The sequence below is a fragment of the Serratia sp. LSHTC3 genome, assembly GCF_057197125.1.
Genome location: NZ_JBXUNP010000004.1, coordinates 146,708 through 162,423 on the forward strand (window position 1 = coordinate 146,708; position 15,716 = coordinate 162,423).

The following is a 15,716-nucleotide window of genomic DNA, read 5'->3' on the forward strand; positions in this document are numbered from 1 at the left end:
ATGACCGGCTTTTTTATCGGCTGGCGCCCGGCGGCTTACTTCAGCAGCGCCTGCGCCTTCGCCACCACGTTGTCCACGGTGAAGCCGAACTCGGCGAACAGCTGCTCCGCCGGCGCCGACTCACCGAAGGTGGTCATGCCCACGATGGCGCCGTTCAGCCCCACGTACTTGTACCAGTAGTCCGCGATACCCGCTTCCACCGCCACACGTGCCGTCACCGCCGCCGGCAGCACCGACTCACGGTACGCCGCATCCTGCTTGTCGAACGCGTCGGTCGACGGCATCGACACCACGCGCACCTTGCGGCCCGCCGCGGTCAGTTTGTCCGCCGCTTCCACCGTGATGCCCACTTCGGAGCCGGTGGCGATCAGGATGACGTCCGGCGTGCCCGCGCAGTCTTTCAGCACGTAGCCGCCGCGGTACACGTTCGCCAGCTGCTCTGCGGTGCGCGGCTGCTGGGTCAGGTTCTGGCGCGAGAACACCAGCGTGGTCGGGCCGTCGTTGCGCTCGATGCCGTACTGCCACGCTACCGCCGATTCCACCTGGTCACACGGACGCCAGGTGCTCATGTTCGGGGTCACGCGCAGGCTCGCCAGCTGCTCCACCGGCTGGTGGGTCGGGCCGTCTTCGCCCAGACCGATGGAGTCGTGGGTGTAGACGAACACGTTGCGCAGCTTCATCAGCGCCGCCATGCGCACCGCGTTGCGGGCGTATTCCACGAACATCAGGAAGGTCGCCGAGTACGGCAGGAAGCCGCCGTGCAGCGCGATGCCGTTGGTGATGGCGGTCATGCCGAACTCGCGCACGCCGTAATGAATGTAGTTGCCCGCCGGGTCAACGTTCAGCGCTTTCGAGCCGGACCACATGGTCAGGTTGCTCGGCGCCAGGTCGGCGGAGCCGCCCAGGAACTCCGGCAGCACCTTGCCGAACGCTTCCAGCGCGTTCTGCGACGCCTTGCGGCTGGCGATGTTGGCCGGGTTGGCCTGCAGTTTTTCCACGAACGCCTTGGCGTCGGCTTTCCAGTCGGCCGGCAGCTCGCCGTTCATGCGGCGCTTGAACTCGGCGGCCAGTTCCGGGAAGGCCCTGGCGTAGGCGGCGAACTTGTCGTTCCAGGCCGCTTCCTTGGCCTGACCGGCTTCTTTGGCGTCCCACTGGGCGTAGATGTCCTGCGGGATTTCAAAGGCGGCGTATTTCCAGCCCAGCGCTTCGCGGGTGGCGGCCACTTCGGCGGCGCCCAGCGCGGCGCCGTGCACGTCATGGGTGCCGGCCTTGTTCGGCGAACCGAAACCGATAACGGTCTTGCACATCAGCAGCGACGGCTTGTCGGTCACCTTGCGGGCTTCTTCAATCGCCGCCTTGATGGCGTCCGGGTTGTGGCCGTCGACGTTGCGCACCACGTGCCAGCCGTAGGCTTCGAAGCGCAGGGCGGTGTCGTCGGTGAACCAGCCGTCGACGTGGCCGTCGATGGAGATGCCGTTGTCATCGTAGAAGGCGGTCAGCTTGCCGAGCTTGAGGGTGCCGGCCAGGGAGCAGACTTCGTGCGAGATGCCTTCCATCATGCAGCCGTCGCCCATGAAGGCGTAGGTGTGGTGGTCGACGATGTCGTGGCCAGGGCGGTTGAACTGCGCCGCCAGGGTGCGTTCGGCGATGGCGAAGCCGACGGCGTTGGCGATGCCCTGGCCCAGCGGGCCGGTGGTGGTTTCAACGCCCGGGGTGTAGCCGTACTCCGGGTGGCCCGGGGTTTTGGAATGCAGCTGACGGAAGTTTTCCAGCTCGCGCATCGGCAGGTCGTAGCCGGTGAGGTGCAGGAGGCTGTAAATCAACATGGAGCCGTGGCCGTTGGAGAGCACGAAACGGTCGCGGTCAGCCCAGTGCGGGTTAGTCGGGTTGTGGTTGAGGTAGTCACGCCACAGGACTTCGGCGATGTCCGCCATGCCCATAGGGGCCCCCGGGTGGCCGGAATTTGCTTTTTGTACGGCGTCCATGCTGAGTGCGCGGATGGCGTTGGCAAGCTCTTTACGAGAGGACATGTTTTACTCCAGGTCGGATAAAAAAAGCAGTCAAGTTCCCTATTTTCTCAGACTCCACATCACAACGGCAATCCCTAATGCCAAATGAGAGCGAGTTCACCACTTATTAGCACGATTGGACGCTTTTTCGGAATAACACTATTCTCGCTCCGGCTGGCGTACACTAGGCTCTTGCGACACGATTTCCTCCAGGCAAAATGACTCTTTTACCTTGTTACCTTCACAGGAAGATGGCGTTATGAAAATTCGTACCTCTTTGATTGCGTTGGGCATTGCCACCCTGGCAACCGGCTGTCAAAACCTGAATACCGAAACCCTGATGCAGTCCGGCGCGCAGGCGTTCCAGGCGGCGACCCTGAGCAACAACGACGTTAAGGCCCTGAGTGATAAATCCTGCGCCGAGATGGACAGCAAGGCACAAATCGCGCCGGCCGACAGCACCTATGCCAAGCGCCTCAACAAAATCGCTGCGGCACTGGGCGACAACATCAACGGCACCCCGGCCAACTACAAGGTCTACGTGACCAAAGACGTCAACGCCTGGGCGATGGCCAACGGCTGCATTCGCGTCTACAGCGGCCTGATGGACATCATGAACGACAACGAAGTGGAAGGCGTGCTGGGCCACGAAATGGGCCACGTGGCGCTGGGCCACACCCGTAAAGCGATGCAGGTGGCTTACGGCACCGTGGCGCTGCGCACCGCGGCGTCCTCCGCCGGCGGCGTCATCGGCTCGCTGTCGCAGTCGCAGCTGGCGGATATCGGCGAGAAGCTGGTCAGCGCCCAGTTCTCGCAGAAGCAGGAAAGCGAAGCGGATGATTACTCGTTCGATCTGCTGAAAAAACGCGGTATCGATCCGAACGGCCTGGCCACCAGCTTCGAAAAACTGGCCCAAATGGAAGCCGGTCGTCAGAGCAGCATGTTCGACGATCACCCGTCTTCCCAAGCGCGCGCACAGCACATTCGCGATCGCATCGCGGCAGAGAAATAACCACGAGAACGCCCGGCAATCGCCGGGCGTTTTTTTATCGTCTCAATACAGCGTTTTCTGCGGCGGCCCGGCGAAGGTCAGCGGCCCGACCTGCTTCATGTCCACCTCGACCACCGACGGCCCCGGGTAATTGATCGCCTCGGCCAGCACGCCGTTGAACTGCGACGCCGCGTCCACCTTCCAGGCTTTCAACCCCATCGCTTCGGCGATCTGGGTAAAGGCCGGCGTATGCAGCTCGTTGTAATACTGGCGCCCGGCGAAATACTTGTCCTGAATGCCACGCATTACGCCATAACCGCCATCGTTCATGATCAGCAGAGTGATGTTCACCTGTTCCTGCGCCATGGTCGCCAGCTCCCCCAGGCCCAGCGCCAAACCGCCATCGCCCACCAGCCCCACCACCTTGCGCTGCGGGTTGGCAATCGCGGTGCCGATCGCCATCGGCAGCCCCATGCCGATAGCGCCGGCCAGCGAGTGAATGTTGCACAGCGGCGAGATCGCACGGAATAGACGGCTGCCCCAGACGCTGCCGGAAACGGTGATATCGCGCACCAACAGCCCGTCCTGCGGCAGTGCGGCGTCGATGGCGTCATTGAGTTTGGCGTATTCACCGGACTGCTGGCGCAGCGCGCTCTCCGCCTGCTGCACCGCCCCCGCGATTTCGGCATCCCACTCGGCGTTGACCTTTTCGCCGGGGGCCAACCGCGCCGCCAGCGCCGCCAGCAGCGCCGCGCAGTCGCCGTTGATCTGCTCATCGGCCAGGTAGTTGCGGTTGGCCGCCGCCGGATCGATGTCAATCTGCACCAGCGGGCGCGGCAGCGGCAGCGTCCAGGTACGGGTTTCATTACTGCGCAGGCGCGAACCGGCCACCAGCGTCAGATCGCACTGCGTCAGGATCGCTTCGATGCTCGGTGAGTTATGGAACGCCCGCAGGTTGCGCGGATGGCTGTCCGGCAGAATGCCGCGCCCGTGGGTGCTGGAGATCACCGCCACGCCGGCGTCCGCCAGCTTGCGCACCGCGTCGCCGCAGGCCAAGGCGCCGCCGCCCAACCAAAGCAGCGGACGCTTGGCCTGTTTCAGCCGCTGATGCAGCCGTTCCACCGCGGCATCGTCCGCCTTCGGCAATGGCGCCGGCGCCAACGGCTCGGTCAGCACCGAACGGGACACCAGGCTGCTTTGAATATCGATCGGGATCTCGACCGCCACCGGGCCGCAGGGCACGGTTTGCGCATCCAGGATCGCTCGCTGGATCACCGCCACCGCCTGCTCCGGCGAATTGACACGGTAAGCGCGCTTGGAGCAGGCGCGCAGGAAGCCGAGCTGATCGCGGGTTTCATGAATAAAACCGGCGTCGGCATCCAGATAGGCTTTTTCTACCTGGCCGGTGATATGCAACAGCGGCGTGTTGGCGTTGAGCGCCTCAATCATCGCCCCCACCGCGTTGCCGGCGCCGGCGCCGGTGCTGGTCAACGCCACGCCCAGGCCGGAGAACCGCCCGTGCGCGTCGGCCATGGTGACCGCCCCCGCTTCGCCGCGCGCCGGCACGAAGCGAATTTTATCGCGCTGCCCCACCGCATCGGCGATCGGCAGATTATGAATCGAAATGATGCCGTACATCGCCGACACCGCGTACTGTTCCAGAGTCCGGGCTATCGCCTCGCCAACCGTGATTTTATCGCTCATCATCTGCCTTCTTAAGGTAATCGTTATTAGGGTTATGCGTAGAGGTGTCGGCCTAGTCGCTCCAGCGGTTCACCTGATGGCTCAGCGCCAGATACACGCTTTTCTGCTGCATGTAGGCCTTGATGCCGTTCAGGCCCTTTTCGCGGCCCAACCCGCTCTCCTTGAAACCGCCGAACGGCGTGGAAATCGAGAACGTTTTGTAGGTATTGACCCAGACGGTGCCGGTTTCCAGCCGCTCCGCCAGCGCCATCGCGCGAGGGAAGTCGCGGCTCCAGATGCCGGCCGCCAGGCCATACACCGAGTCGTTGGCCTGTTCGATCAGCTGTTGCTCGTCGTCGAACGGCAGCGCCACCAGCACTGGGCCGAAGATCTCTTCCTGGCACACGCGGGCATCGTTGTTCAAACCCTCAATAATGGTCGGCAGGTAATAGCTGCCGCTCGCCAGTTGCGGATCGGCCGGCGCTTCGCCGCCGATGACCACCCGGCCGCCCTCCTGCCGCGCCAGCGCCACGTAGTCCGCCACGCTTTGCCGATGTTTGGCGCTGATCAGCGGGCCAAGATGCACGCCCGGCACCAGCGGGTTGCCGATACGCAGCCCCGCCGTCAGTTCGGTCAAGCGCGCCAGCAGCGGCTGATACAGCGAACGGTGTACGAGCAGCCGCGATCCGGCGATGCACGCCTGGCCGGCGGAGCTGAAAATGCCGTAGCAGATGCCGCGCGCCGCCTGTTCCAGATCGGCGTCCTCCAACACGATGGTCGGCGATTTGCCCCCCAGCTCCAGCGAGGTGGGGATCAGCTTGTCGGCGGCGATGTGCGCCAAATGGCGCCCGGTGCTGGTCCCGCCGGTAAAGGAAATCTTCTTCACCAGCGGATGGCGCGCCAACGCCTCGCCGATCACCGAACCTTTGCCCGGCAACACGCTGAGCAGCCCGGCCGGCAGCCCCGCCTGTTCGAACAGCTCGGCCAGCTTCAGCGCCATCAGCGGCGTGGCTTCGGCCGGTTTGAGCACCACCGCGTTGCCCGCCGCCAGCGCCGGCGCCACCTTCTGCATTTCGCTGGCGATCGGTGAGTTCCACGGCGTAATGGCGGCGATCACTCCCATCGGTTGATACTGGCTGAGGGTCATCACCTCGGCGCTGCGCGGGGTCGGCAGCTCGCCTTCCAACACCTCGCAGGCGGCGGCGAAATAGCGCGCGGTCGCCGCCGCGCTGGCCACCAGGCCGCGGGTTTCCGCCAGCGGTTTGCCGTTGTCGCGAGTCTGTAGCTCGGCCAGCTGTTCCTGCTGCGCCAGGATCAGGTTGCTGACGCGGTAGAGAATCGAGGCGCGTTGGTGCGGCACCAGTCCGCGCCACTCCGGCGCGCGCCAGGCGCGTTCCGCCGCTTCCACCGCCTCGTTCACGTCCTCGACGTTAGCGGCGCGCAGCCGCGCGTTGACGCTGCCGTCGGCCGGGAATACCGAAGCCATCTCTTCGCCACGCCCTTCACGCCAGCGCCCGGCGACAAAAATATTCAATCGTTCCATGCTCCGCTCCTGCCGTTCAGGCAATAAAACCGCCGTCCACCAGACGGCGGCAGGCTTGTACCGCGCTCAGCGCCGCCAGGGTTGATGTTTTGGGATTGCTCGCCAGCGGGTTACCGCTCAGCTCAATGTGAAACTCGCCAAAGTCGCCGCACACCTGCAGGCGATGGGTATTGCGCCGGGTGGCGGGATCGACCTGCAGGCGCACCCGGGTGGCGTCCATCCCCAGACCGTTGAGCGCAATAGTGGCCGCCACGTTGGCATTGGCCGGGAACAAACGCGCCGCTTCGCGCGCCGAGCCTTCAAAAAATACCTGCGCCTCGCGCACCGCATCGAGGTCGATCAGTTGCTCCGCCGGGCTGCCGCGCCAGCTGGCCGGGCTCTTGCTGGCCTGATAGGTCACGCTCTCCAACCCGCCTTCACGCGCCGACGCCAGCCCGTCCATCCCCGCCACCGCGCCGGACAGCACGATCAGTTGCCCGTGATGGCTGCGGCAAACCTGCTGCAGCCGCTGTTGCAATGCGGCGTCCGCCAGCGCGCCGGTCGAGATCACCGCCAGCGGCCAACCGCGCTGCAGCACCGCCTCGCCAAACTCCGCCACCGCCTGCTGGCTGGCGCACTCCAGCACCAAATCCGGCCGCTGCGAACACTGCTCCGGATGGGTCAGCGCCTGCACCCGCCCGCCAAAGGCCTCGGCGATCGCCGCATGATGAGCTGCGCGCGCCAGGATCCAGCCGACCTCCACGCCTTCAGGCAAACGGGCGATCACTTCCTTCGCCATCGCGCCATAGCCAATCATCATGATCTTCTTCATCTTTTTCGGCCCCTGTTACACATGACGGTTAAAGCCGCCGGAAACGTCCAGCGCCGCGCCGGTGGTAAAGGAAGCCAGCGGTGAAGCGAGGAACAGCAGCGCCTGCGCCGGCTCCTGCGGCTTGCCGAGGCGCTTCATCGGGATGCCGCGGCGTTCGGCGATCGCCGCCGTCCACTGCTCCCAGCTTTGATCTTTATCGCTGCGATCGTCGAAACGGCGGCGCCACTGGCCCGACTCCACCATCCCCAGCAAGATCGAGTTAACGCGAATGCCTTTGCCCACCAGCTCTTTCGACAGCGTCAGCGTCATGTTGAGCAGCGCGGCACGCGCCGCCGAGGTGGCGATCATGTGCTCTTCCGGCTGCAGCGCCAGCAGCGAGTTGACGCAGGTGATAGACGCGATCGCCGATCGTTCCAGCGCCGGTAAGAACGCCTGCACCGGGTTGATCACGCCGAACAGCTTCAGCTCGGCCTCATGCAGCCAGGCTTCGCGCGGCGTCTGGTCAAAATGGGCGACGAAGCCCTGACCGGCGTTGTTGATCAGCAGATCCACGCCGCCGAAATGCGCCGTCACCTGAGCGGCGAACTGCGCCACCTGCTGCGCGTCCAGTACGTCACAGCGCAGCGCCAGGATATCCGCCTGCGGGAAGTCCGCGCGCAGGCTGGCTGCTGCGCCGGCCAGTTTGTCCGGATCGCGGCCGCAGAACGCCACTTTCGCCCCTTCGGCCAGCAGCAGCTTCAGGGTTTCGAAACCGATGCCCGACGAGCCGCCGGTCACCACCGCCACCCGATCCTCAAGCTGAAAATTCATCGTTGGATTGCTCCCGTAAAGTCCCGCAGATAGCGGTTGAAACACGCCGGCGCATCGAGGTAGCTGGCATGACCGGCGGCGGCGATCAGACGCAGCGCCGCGTCCTGTTCACCCGCCAGCTCGGCCGCCTTCTCCGGTGGCGTAATGCGATCCTGTTCGCCGCACCACACCTCCAGCGGGCCGCGATAGCGCGCCAGATAGCGGCCGATATCATCGTTGGCCAGCATCCAGGCGGCACTCAGAAAACCGTCGGGATCGAGCTGCTGCATGCCGTTGCGCACCCAGGCGATATCCTGCGGATCCGCCCCTTCACGCAGCAAGGCCGCCGCCCGCTGCTCGCCGTAGCCCACCGGCCCCAGCGTCTCTATCATCTGCTGGCGCTGGCCGTACACCTGCCGACGCTTTTCCTCCGGCGCCGTGGCATAGCCCTGCGCCGGATCCGCCAACACCAGCCCACACAGCCCATCCGGATAGCCGGCGGCATAGGCGCTGCCGATCAGCGCCCCCAGCGAATGGCCGACGATCAGCGGCTGCACCAGCTGCAGCTCATCAATCAGCGCCGCCAACGCCGCCGCATAACCGGCGGCATCGGCCTGCGGATCCGCCAACGGCAGGCTGCCGCCGTAGCCCGGCGCATCCCACGCCACCAGACGGTGGCCGTCCGTCAGGCCGTTATCGTTGAACTGCTTGATCCACGAGGCGGATCCGGAGCTGATGCCATGCAGCAACACCACCGGCCGCCCCTGCCCGGCCTCGCGCCAGCTCAGGGTGTACGCCCCGCAGCGCGCCCGTTGGCGTTGCGCCAGGCCGTTCATCAGTTGCGCTTCACTTTGGACAGCGGGTGATCCGCCGGATAGGTCGGGATCTCCGGCTTGGCGGTGCCGAGCATCACGCACATCAGCGCCTCTTCCTCGCCGTGGTTGAACAGGCCGCGATACACCCCCGCCGGCACCGAGATCAGATCGCGCTCTTTCAGCCTGGTTTCGTAATACTCTTCGCCATCCTGAATCATCAGCGTGATGCTGCCTTTCAGCATGAAGAACACTTCTTCCACGTCGTCATGCAGGTGCAGCGGGCCCTCGCACTTCGAAGGCAACACCATGGTGGAGAAGGTGAAGTTGCCTGCCGGAATGGTGTTGGCATCGCTGGCCACGCCGGTAGCGCCGGTGCCGATGTAACGCATCTGCGCGCGGCGGTATTTCGGGTCGAAGTCGGCCTGGAATTTCAGCGCGTTCCAGTCATATTTGCGGCCCTCGAAACGGGCGATGCGCGACTCCACCCAGTTTTCCATCGACAGATCCTGCGGCTTGACGCCGGCTTTGTTCTCAACCTGAGACATGTTGTCACTCCTCTGTTGAATCGATTGATTAATCAGTACTTTCTCAGCAACGGCAGCAGAATGAGGCAGCCGACGAACGCCATCACCACCAGGAACAGCAGGCCGTTATCCATATTGCCGGTGGCGGCGATCAACGCCCCCATCAGCACCGGCGCCAGCGCGCCGGCAAAATTGCCCAACCCGTTGAAGATGCCGCCGGCGGTGGCGCTCACCTTGCTGCTGGTGGCCTTCGCCAACAGCGCGAAAATATTCGGCGCGCCGGCGCCCCACATAAAGGTGCTGAAGGCCATGGCGGCGATCACGCTGTAGGTGCCCTGCAGGTGCAACACCACCGCCAGACCGAGGCCGGCGCCGCACAGCGACAGGAAGCAGGCCAGCGCGCGGCGATCCAGCTTGTCCGACAGCCAGGCGCCCAGCACTTCGCCGAGCAGCATGGCGATGAACGGCAGCGAAGAGAGGTAACCGGCATGTTCCAGATGAATGCCTTTGCCCTTGATCAGATAGCTCGGCAGCCAGCCGTTCATGCCCCACAGGTAGGTCAGGAAGGCGATGTTGAACAGGCAAATCATCCAGAAATGCGGGCTGCGCAGCAGCTCGCGGCGATGCTGTTTGCGTTCGGACACCGCCGGTTTGGCCGCCGCCGCCGGACGCGCGACGTTCAGGTGGCGCATGCCGAACAGCACCAGCAACATCACCGGCAGCGTCAGAAACGCCATAAAGAAGAAGGTGGCCTGCCAGTCGAAGGTATTGAGAATGTACAGGGTGACCGGGAAGCCGAGCGCGGCCCCCAGCGGCGTGCCGAGCAACCACAGCATGGTGGCGCGCGCCTGCAGCTGCGGCGGGAAAGCCTGACGAATAATGGCGTAGGCCATCGGCAGCAGCGGCCCTTCGGCGATGCCGAGCAGGATGCGCAGCGTCATCATGGCGTGATAGGAACGCACCAGCCCCATCAACACCATCAGCACGCCCCACACCACCATCATGCCAATCAATACCTTGACCGGATTAAGCCGATCGCCGATGCCGCTGAGCAGCATGGAGGAAATGCCGTAGGAGAACAGAAACGCGCTCATCAGCAAGCCCAGCCGCGCCGGGTCAAAACCGATGCCCAACGCCTGCTGAAACTCGGCGTCGGAAAACAGCGCCGCGATGCTGATCTTGTCGAAAAACGCCAGCAGCACGCAGGCAAACAGCGCGATCGGTACCGACCAGCGCACCCGCTGCTGCGGATTTTCGGCAACGGTTTCCCCCGCCCGTCCAGCGCGGGCGTCAATGTCTTGCGTAGTCATAAAACGCTCCCGAGGTTCGGGCGTTATTTCAACGCCATCAAAGAAAACTCCGCATCCGCCAGTTGCTGCGGATCCAGCACCCGGCCACTCGCCAACCAACGCTTGCCGAGCTTGATGGTGCGCGCGTCGTTGAACGCCACCATCTGCACCAGCTGCCGATCGGCGTTCAGCGTGAAGAACACCTGCGACTGCGGCGTGCGGCGCACCACATGGTGCACGCCGCCGCTCGGCACGCCGAGGATCTGGATATTGACGTCATATTGATCCGACCACAGCCAGGCCACGTCGTCATACGGAGCGGCGAAGGCGTCGAGCATCGCGCAGGCGGTGCTGATGGCCTGATTTTGCGCGTAGGCCCAGGACTGCAGGCACAGACCAAGCGTCGGGTGGCGCGCCACATCGCCGGCGGCGAAGATCGCCGGATGGCTGGTGCGCCCCTGGCCGTCGACCACGATGCCGGACTCGATCGCCAGCCCGGCGCTGCGCGCCAGTTCGAGATTCAGCTCGACGCCGATCCCCACCACCACCAGATCGAAGACCTGCGGATCGCTGACTTCGCTGCCGATCCAGGCGGCGCCGTCGCGATCTTCCAGCGAGATCTCGCCGCAGCCGCACAGCACCGTGACGCCCTGCCGGCGATGCAGTTCGAGCAACGCCTGTGAGACATCGGCGCCGACGCTGCGCATGCACAGCGCAGGCTGGCGTTCAAACACCGTCACCTCGACGCCGAGACGCCGCGCGGAAGCGGCGATCTCCAGCCCGATCCAACCGCCGCCGACGATAGCCAGGCGACGGCAGCCCTGCAGCCCCTGCCGCAACCGGGCCGCATCGTCCCAGGAACGCAGCGTCATCACGCGCGGGTGCTGCGCCCAGGCAGCGCTCGGCAAACGCGGCCGCCCGCCGGTGGCGATCAGCAACTGCTCGAACTGCAGCCGCTGCCCGTCGCTGAGCGTAACGATTTGCTGTTCAGCGTCGATGGACTCGGCGCGCAGCGGGCGGCGCCAGTCGATATTCAGCTCCGCCACCGTCTGTTCGCTGAACAGCCGGCTGAGGGGCGCCGCGGCATCCAGCAGCGCCGCTTTCGACAGCGGCGGCCGCTCGTAAAAATCGTAGGGTTCGTCGCTGACAACCGTCAGCCGGCCGCTGTAGCCCCGGTCGCGCAGCGTCTTGGCCGCCCAACCGCCGGCCTGGCCGCCGCCGACGATGACGATGCCCGCCTGCTCCGGCCGGTTCATAACGCCTCCGCCTTTTTATGCTGGCGGCGCGTGTCGTGATCGATGCCGCCCTCTACTGCCCATTCGGTGAAGGAGACCAGCGAATGTTCCAGCTCGCGCGGCTGCCAGTTTTCCGTCAGATAATCGTCGTTGGTGTAGTACTCGAACGCGCCGCCGGTCGGGCTGTTGACGTACCAGAAATAGGCCGAGGAGATCGGGTGACGGCCGGGGCCGATAAAGGTGCTCCACTGCTCTTTGTTCATGGCAATGCCGCCGCCGATCACTTCGTGGATATCGCGCACGGTGAACGCCACGTGGTTCAGGCCGCGTGGGCGGTTCGGCAGCTTCAGCAGGAACAGGTTATGGTGGCCGCCGCGCGCCTGGGTGCGCAGGAAGACGGCGCGATCGATATAGCGATCGGAAACCTGGAAATCCAACAGCTCGCGGTAGAAACGCTCGGTCGCCGCCAGATCTTCAACGAAGAACACCACGTGGCCAATGTTGATCGGCTGCGCCTGCGAATAGACCGGGCTGGGTTGATCGATGCGGCGCACGTCGCCCCATTGGTTGATCGGCGTGACCGGCACCTCGACCGCCTGCTGGCGGCTGACGACGAAGCGCAGCGTCATGCCGTTGGGATCGAGGCACTCCAGCTCTTCTCCCACCTGGCGGAAGCCGGGCATCAGCGCCAAACGCGGCTGCAGGCGCGCCAGATCGGCGGGCGAGGCCACGCCCCAGGTCATGCGGCGCAGGGTGGAACCGCCTTCAAACGCCGCAGGCAGCGCCGCGCTTTGCAGCGGATGCAGGACAACCCGCGCCCCGCTCAGGGTAGTGAATTCGCGCTGCGCTTCGCCCCAATGTTGCGTGGCGGGCTGCAGGCCGAAGTCTTGCATGAATTTTTCGCAGGTTGGCAGATCTTCGACGCCAAATTCCAGTTTTTCGATTCCGATTACGCTCATTGTTCAGCCTCACGTTCTCGCTGCATACGGTTTTCAGGCATGAGTGAACCCCGGCCCCTGTTTGCTACGGGCCTTGTCCCTGCCTGAGTAAAAGAGTCGGTCCTGTCGGTTAGCCGACGTTGGCCTGCGGCGGCGCGCCGAGGAAGCCGGAAATTTTCTCCGCCGCGTCGCGCACTTCCATGCGCAGCCGCTCGCGATCCGCTTTCGGGATCTCATCGGACGGCACCATGATGCTGACCACCGCCTCGACCCGCTGCTCGCGGTTGAAGATCGGGTAGACGATCGAGGAGATGCCGTGGCGGAAGAACGATTCGCCGATCACATAGCCGCGCGCCTTGTCTTGCTGCACCATCTGCCACAGCGTTTCGCGATCCGCCGGGGTGCCCGGCGCATTGCCCGGCAGCTGCGCGTCTGGATACAGTTGTTCGAACTCGCTGCGAGTCGCGCTGGTCAACAACATGCGGCCGAGCGAGGTTTGGTGCACCGGCAAGCGGGTGCCGACGCTGACCTGATTGATCTGCGAACCGGCGGCGCTGACGCGGGCGATATAGATCACGTCACGCCCGTCGCGGATCGCCAGATGGCTGCTGCACTGGCTGCGATCGCGCAACTGCTCGATCACCGGCTGGCCGGCCTGCGCCACGTCCAGCGACGCGATATATTCGAAGCCGAGACGCAGCACCTTGATGCCGAGCGCAAAGGTGTTGGTGCGCGGATTGCGCTCCAGAAAGCCCAGGTGTTCGAGCGTCTGCACCACGCGATAAGCGGTGGCCTTCGGCATATCGACCAGGCGATGCAACTCGGCGAAGGTCATCTCCTTATGCTGCTCGCCAAACGCCAGCAGCAACTGCAACCCGCGATCCAGCCCCGGGATCAGATATTTACATGCTTGCTCGTCCGCCATCTCTCGCTCCTGCGCTGTGCGCCTGCCCTGCGGGCCGTCAGTTGAATACGAAGCCGCCGTTGACCGGCAGCAGTTGACCGGTGACGAAATCCGCCAGCGGCGACAGCAGATAAAGCACCGTACCGTTCACATCGTCCGGGTGCTGCGCCCCGGCCAACGCGCGCCCCTGCTCGTACAGCTGGTGGCGCTCGGCGGGGACATACTCGGTAGCTTCCACCCGCGTCAGGCCCGGCGCGATGGCGTTGACGCAGATGCCCTGCGGACCCAGCTCACGCGCCATCGATCGGGTCATCGCGATCAGCGCGCCTTTGCTGGCAACATAGGCCATCAGGCGCGGCGCGCCCCACAGCGCGGTGTCCGACGCCACGTTGACGATCTTGGCGTGCGGGTTGCGCGCCAGCAGCGGCACCGCCGCCTGGCTCACCAGCCAGGTGCCGCGCACGTTGACCTGCATCACCCGATCCCACAGTTCGATATCGTATTCCATCATGGTTTTACCGCCGACGCCGGTCGCCAGCGCCGCGTTGTTCACCAGGCCGTCGATCCCGCCGCCGGCGGCGATCTTCTCGAACGCCGAACGGATCGAATCCGGTGACGCCAGATCGATGGTTTGCGTTTCCACCTGAGCACCCTGCTCGCGCAGCGCGGCACCGCTCGCCACCAGCTCATCCGCCAAAATGTCGCACATCACCACCTGCGCGCCGGCAGCGGCGATGGCGGCGGCGAAGCTGTAGCCCAGGCCGCGCGCCGCGCCGGTGACCACGATGCGTTTACCGTTCAGCAGGCCGTTCACTGCGCCGCCTCCCGCTCGCGCAGCGTCGCCAGCTGTTTTTGCGCCTCTTTCTGCATCAGGCGGCGCAGGCGAGAAAGACCGACGTCGTGCTGGTACAGATATTCGCGGCCGCGGGCGTTAGGCGCCATGTTCTCAAGCACGATGCGATCCTGCTCGAGCACGTCCCAATGCAACGATTCCAGACGATTGCGGTACATGAAGCGCCACATGTCGCGCTGCCAGTCCTTGACCTTACGAATGCGCCAGAAGAATACCCGGCAGTGATCCTTGTCCTCCGGCACCACCATGCCGATGATCCAGAAGTGACCGCCCGGCCCGAAGCGCTTCTTGTACGGGATCGACAGGCGCATCCAATACGCGCCGCTGTTGCCGAATTCCACCCAGTCGAAGTTGACGCCGATCTGGCCGTTTTTCTTGAAGATGAAGCCGCTGTCGGTCGGCTCCAGCGCCATGTCCGCCTTGCGATCCCCTTCCGCCATCGAGTGTGAAGAGGAGTGCAGGTAGGTGCCGTGCATCGGATCCATCACGTTTTCCAGGGCGTACTGGTAGTTGCAGTTCCAGCTGGCGGTGCACAGAAAATGACTGTACGACGCTTCGTCCGCCAGCTCTTGCGGGAAAGTCAGCTCCGCCGGCGTTTCATCCGCCGTCACGCCGAAATAGAGGAACACCGCGCCATAGGCTTCTTTGGCCGGGTAAGATCGCAGGCATTTTTGCCCCACCAGCGGGCAGCGATCCACCGCCGGCACGTCTTTCACCGTCCCGTCGCCGCCGACTTCCACCCCGTGATACCAACAGGCGATGCGATCGCCGAGGTTCCACCCCATGGAAAGCCGCGCGCCACGGTGCGGGCAGCGGTCTTCCAGCGCATGGATCTGGCCTTCACCGTCGCGCCACACCACGATTTGCTGCCCCAGGCGGGTGATACCGACCGGGTTGTTGCCCACTTCCCAGCTGGCCAGCACCGGATACCACATGCCGCGCAGCCCCTGGTCAAGATAGTCCTGCAAGCTCTGTTCGGAGGATGTTGTGTTTGCTGTCATTGTCTTCTCCCGGGTGTCGCTCAGAAACCGTTAACGTGAAGGAATTCGCGGAACGTCGCCTCATTCCACGGCTGGCCGCTGCGATCGAACAGACGACGCTGATTCAACGCGCTGACGATCTGCTCCAGCTCTTCCGCCCCCTGATCGAAGATCGTTTCCAGCGCCGCCACCAGGGCAGTTTCGAAGCCGTCCGGCACCCGGGCACGGTTTTGCCAGATGACATTGCGGAACTGGCCCGGCTGATGGATTTGACCGTTGCCGCCTTCGCGGGCCGGCGTCACCTGTTGGGTGTCCGGCAGCCAGGGATTGAAATCGGTGATGTGCTGCATGA

15 protein-coding genes are annotated in these 15,716 nt (G+C 64.5%); 1 reads left to right on the forward strand and 14 read right to left on the reverse strand.

Translation table 11 applies throughout. From position 1 onward, the window contains the following. Positions 1-35: 35 nt before the first annotated feature. Positions 36-2,030, reverse strand: coding sequence for a transketolase (gene tkt / locus AC2CGI_RS16350; RefSeq protein WP_033632127.1), 1,995 nt, complete (start codon positions 2,028-2,030; stop codon positions 36-38). Between the two features lie 238 nt (positions 2,031-2,268). Between tkt and loiP the strand changes: the two genes are divergently transcribed. Then, positions 2,269-3,021: a metalloprotease LoiP gene (loiP, locus tag AC2CGI_RS16355; RefSeq protein WP_004937650.1), complete on the forward strand. Its 753-nt coding sequence runs from the start codon at positions 2,269-2,271 to the stop codon at positions 3,019-3,021. Positions 3,022-3,063: 42 nt separating this feature from the next. Here the strand turns inward: loiP and AC2CGI_RS16360 are convergent, their stop codons facing one another. The 13 genes from AC2CGI_RS16360 to AC2CGI_RS16420 all read right to left on the reverse strand — a co-directional run bounded on the left by AC2CGI_RS16360 (position 3,064) and on the right by AC2CGI_RS16420 (position 15,714). Next, positions 3,064-4,704, reverse strand: coding sequence for a thiamine pyrophosphate-binding protein (locus AC2CGI_RS16360; RefSeq protein WP_076740963.1), 1,641 nt, complete (start codon positions 4,702-4,704; stop codon positions 3,064-3,066). Between the two features lie 52 nt (positions 4,705-4,756). Then, positions 4,757-6,226 carry an aldehyde dehydrogenase gene (locus AC2CGI_RS16365; RefSeq protein WP_076740964.1) on the reverse strand — a complete coding sequence of 490 codons (1,470 nt, stop codon included), beginning with the start codon at positions 6,224-6,226 and terminating at the stop codon, positions 4,757-4,759. Positions 6,227-6,242: 16 nt separating this feature from the next. Then, on the reverse strand, positions 6,243-7,037 hold the full coding sequence (locus tag AC2CGI_RS16370; protein ID WP_004937643.1) for an aspartate dehydrogenase: 795 nt from the start codon (positions 7,035-7,037) through the stop codon (positions 6,243-6,245). Between the two features lie 15 nt (positions 7,038-7,052). Beyond that, a complete protein-coding gene (locus tag AC2CGI_RS16375) occupies positions 7,053-7,847 on the reverse strand; it encodes an SDR family oxidoreductase (RefSeq protein ID WP_004937639.1) in 795 nt (264 codons plus the stop codon). After that, on the reverse strand, positions 7,844-8,662 hold the full coding sequence (locus tag AC2CGI_RS16380) for an alpha/beta fold hydrolase (protein WP_015379008.1): 819 nt from the start codon (positions 8,660-8,662) through the stop codon (positions 7,844-7,846). Before AC2CGI_RS16380 ends, AC2CGI_RS16375 begins: the two co-directional genes overlap by 4 nt. Further along, the gene (locus tag AC2CGI_RS16385) at positions 8,662-9,186 is read right to left on the reverse strand and encodes a cupin domain-containing protein (protein ID WP_004937634.1); all 525 of its coding nucleotides are present in this window, start codon (positions 9,184-9,186) and stop codon (positions 8,662-8,664) included. Before AC2CGI_RS16385 ends, AC2CGI_RS16380 begins: the two co-directional genes overlap by 1 nt. Positions 9,187-9,218: 32 nt before the next feature. Beyond that, positions 9,219-10,475, reverse strand: coding sequence for an MFS transporter (locus AC2CGI_RS16390; protein ID WP_015379009.1), 1,257 nt, complete (start codon positions 10,473-10,475; stop codon positions 9,219-9,221). 23 nt (positions 10,476-10,498) lie between these two features. Further along, positions 10,499-11,710, reverse strand: a complete 1,212-nt coding sequence (locus AC2CGI_RS16395; protein ID WP_076740965.1) for an NAD(P)/FAD-dependent oxidoreductase — start codon at positions 11,708-11,710, stop codon at positions 10,499-10,501. Beyond that, positions 11,707-12,648: a VOC family protein gene (locus tag AC2CGI_RS16400; protein ID WP_021504736.1), complete on the reverse strand. Its 942-nt coding sequence runs from the start codon at positions 12,646-12,648 to the stop codon at positions 11,707-11,709. The genes AC2CGI_RS16395 and AC2CGI_RS16400 overlap by 4 nt, the downstream gene beginning before the upstream one ends. Before the next feature lie 109 nt (positions 12,649-12,757). After that, positions 12,758-13,552 (reverse strand): IclR family transcriptional regulator, encoded by a 795-nt coding sequence (locus AC2CGI_RS16405; RefSeq protein WP_004937625.1) that lies wholly within the window; start codon positions 13,550-13,552, stop codon positions 12,758-12,760. A 37-nt stretch (positions 13,553-13,589) separates the two neighbouring features. After that, positions 13,590-14,345, reverse strand: coding sequence for an SDR family oxidoreductase (locus AC2CGI_RS16410; protein ID WP_076740966.1), 756 nt, complete (start codon positions 14,343-14,345; stop codon positions 13,590-13,592). Next, positions 14,342-15,385, reverse strand: coding sequence for an aromatic ring-hydroxylating oxygenase subunit alpha (locus AC2CGI_RS16415; protein ID WP_015379013.1), 1,044 nt, complete (start codon positions 15,383-15,385; stop codon positions 14,342-14,344). Before AC2CGI_RS16415 ends, AC2CGI_RS16410 begins: the two co-directional genes overlap by 4 nt. 20 nt (positions 15,386-15,405) lie before the next feature. After that, entirely contained in the window at positions 15,406-15,714 is a 309-nt protein-coding gene (locus AC2CGI_RS16420; RefSeq protein ID WP_004937617.1) for a recombinase-like helix-turn-helix domain-containing protein, read from the reverse strand. Between the last annotated feature and the right edge of the window lie 2 nt (positions 15,715-15,716).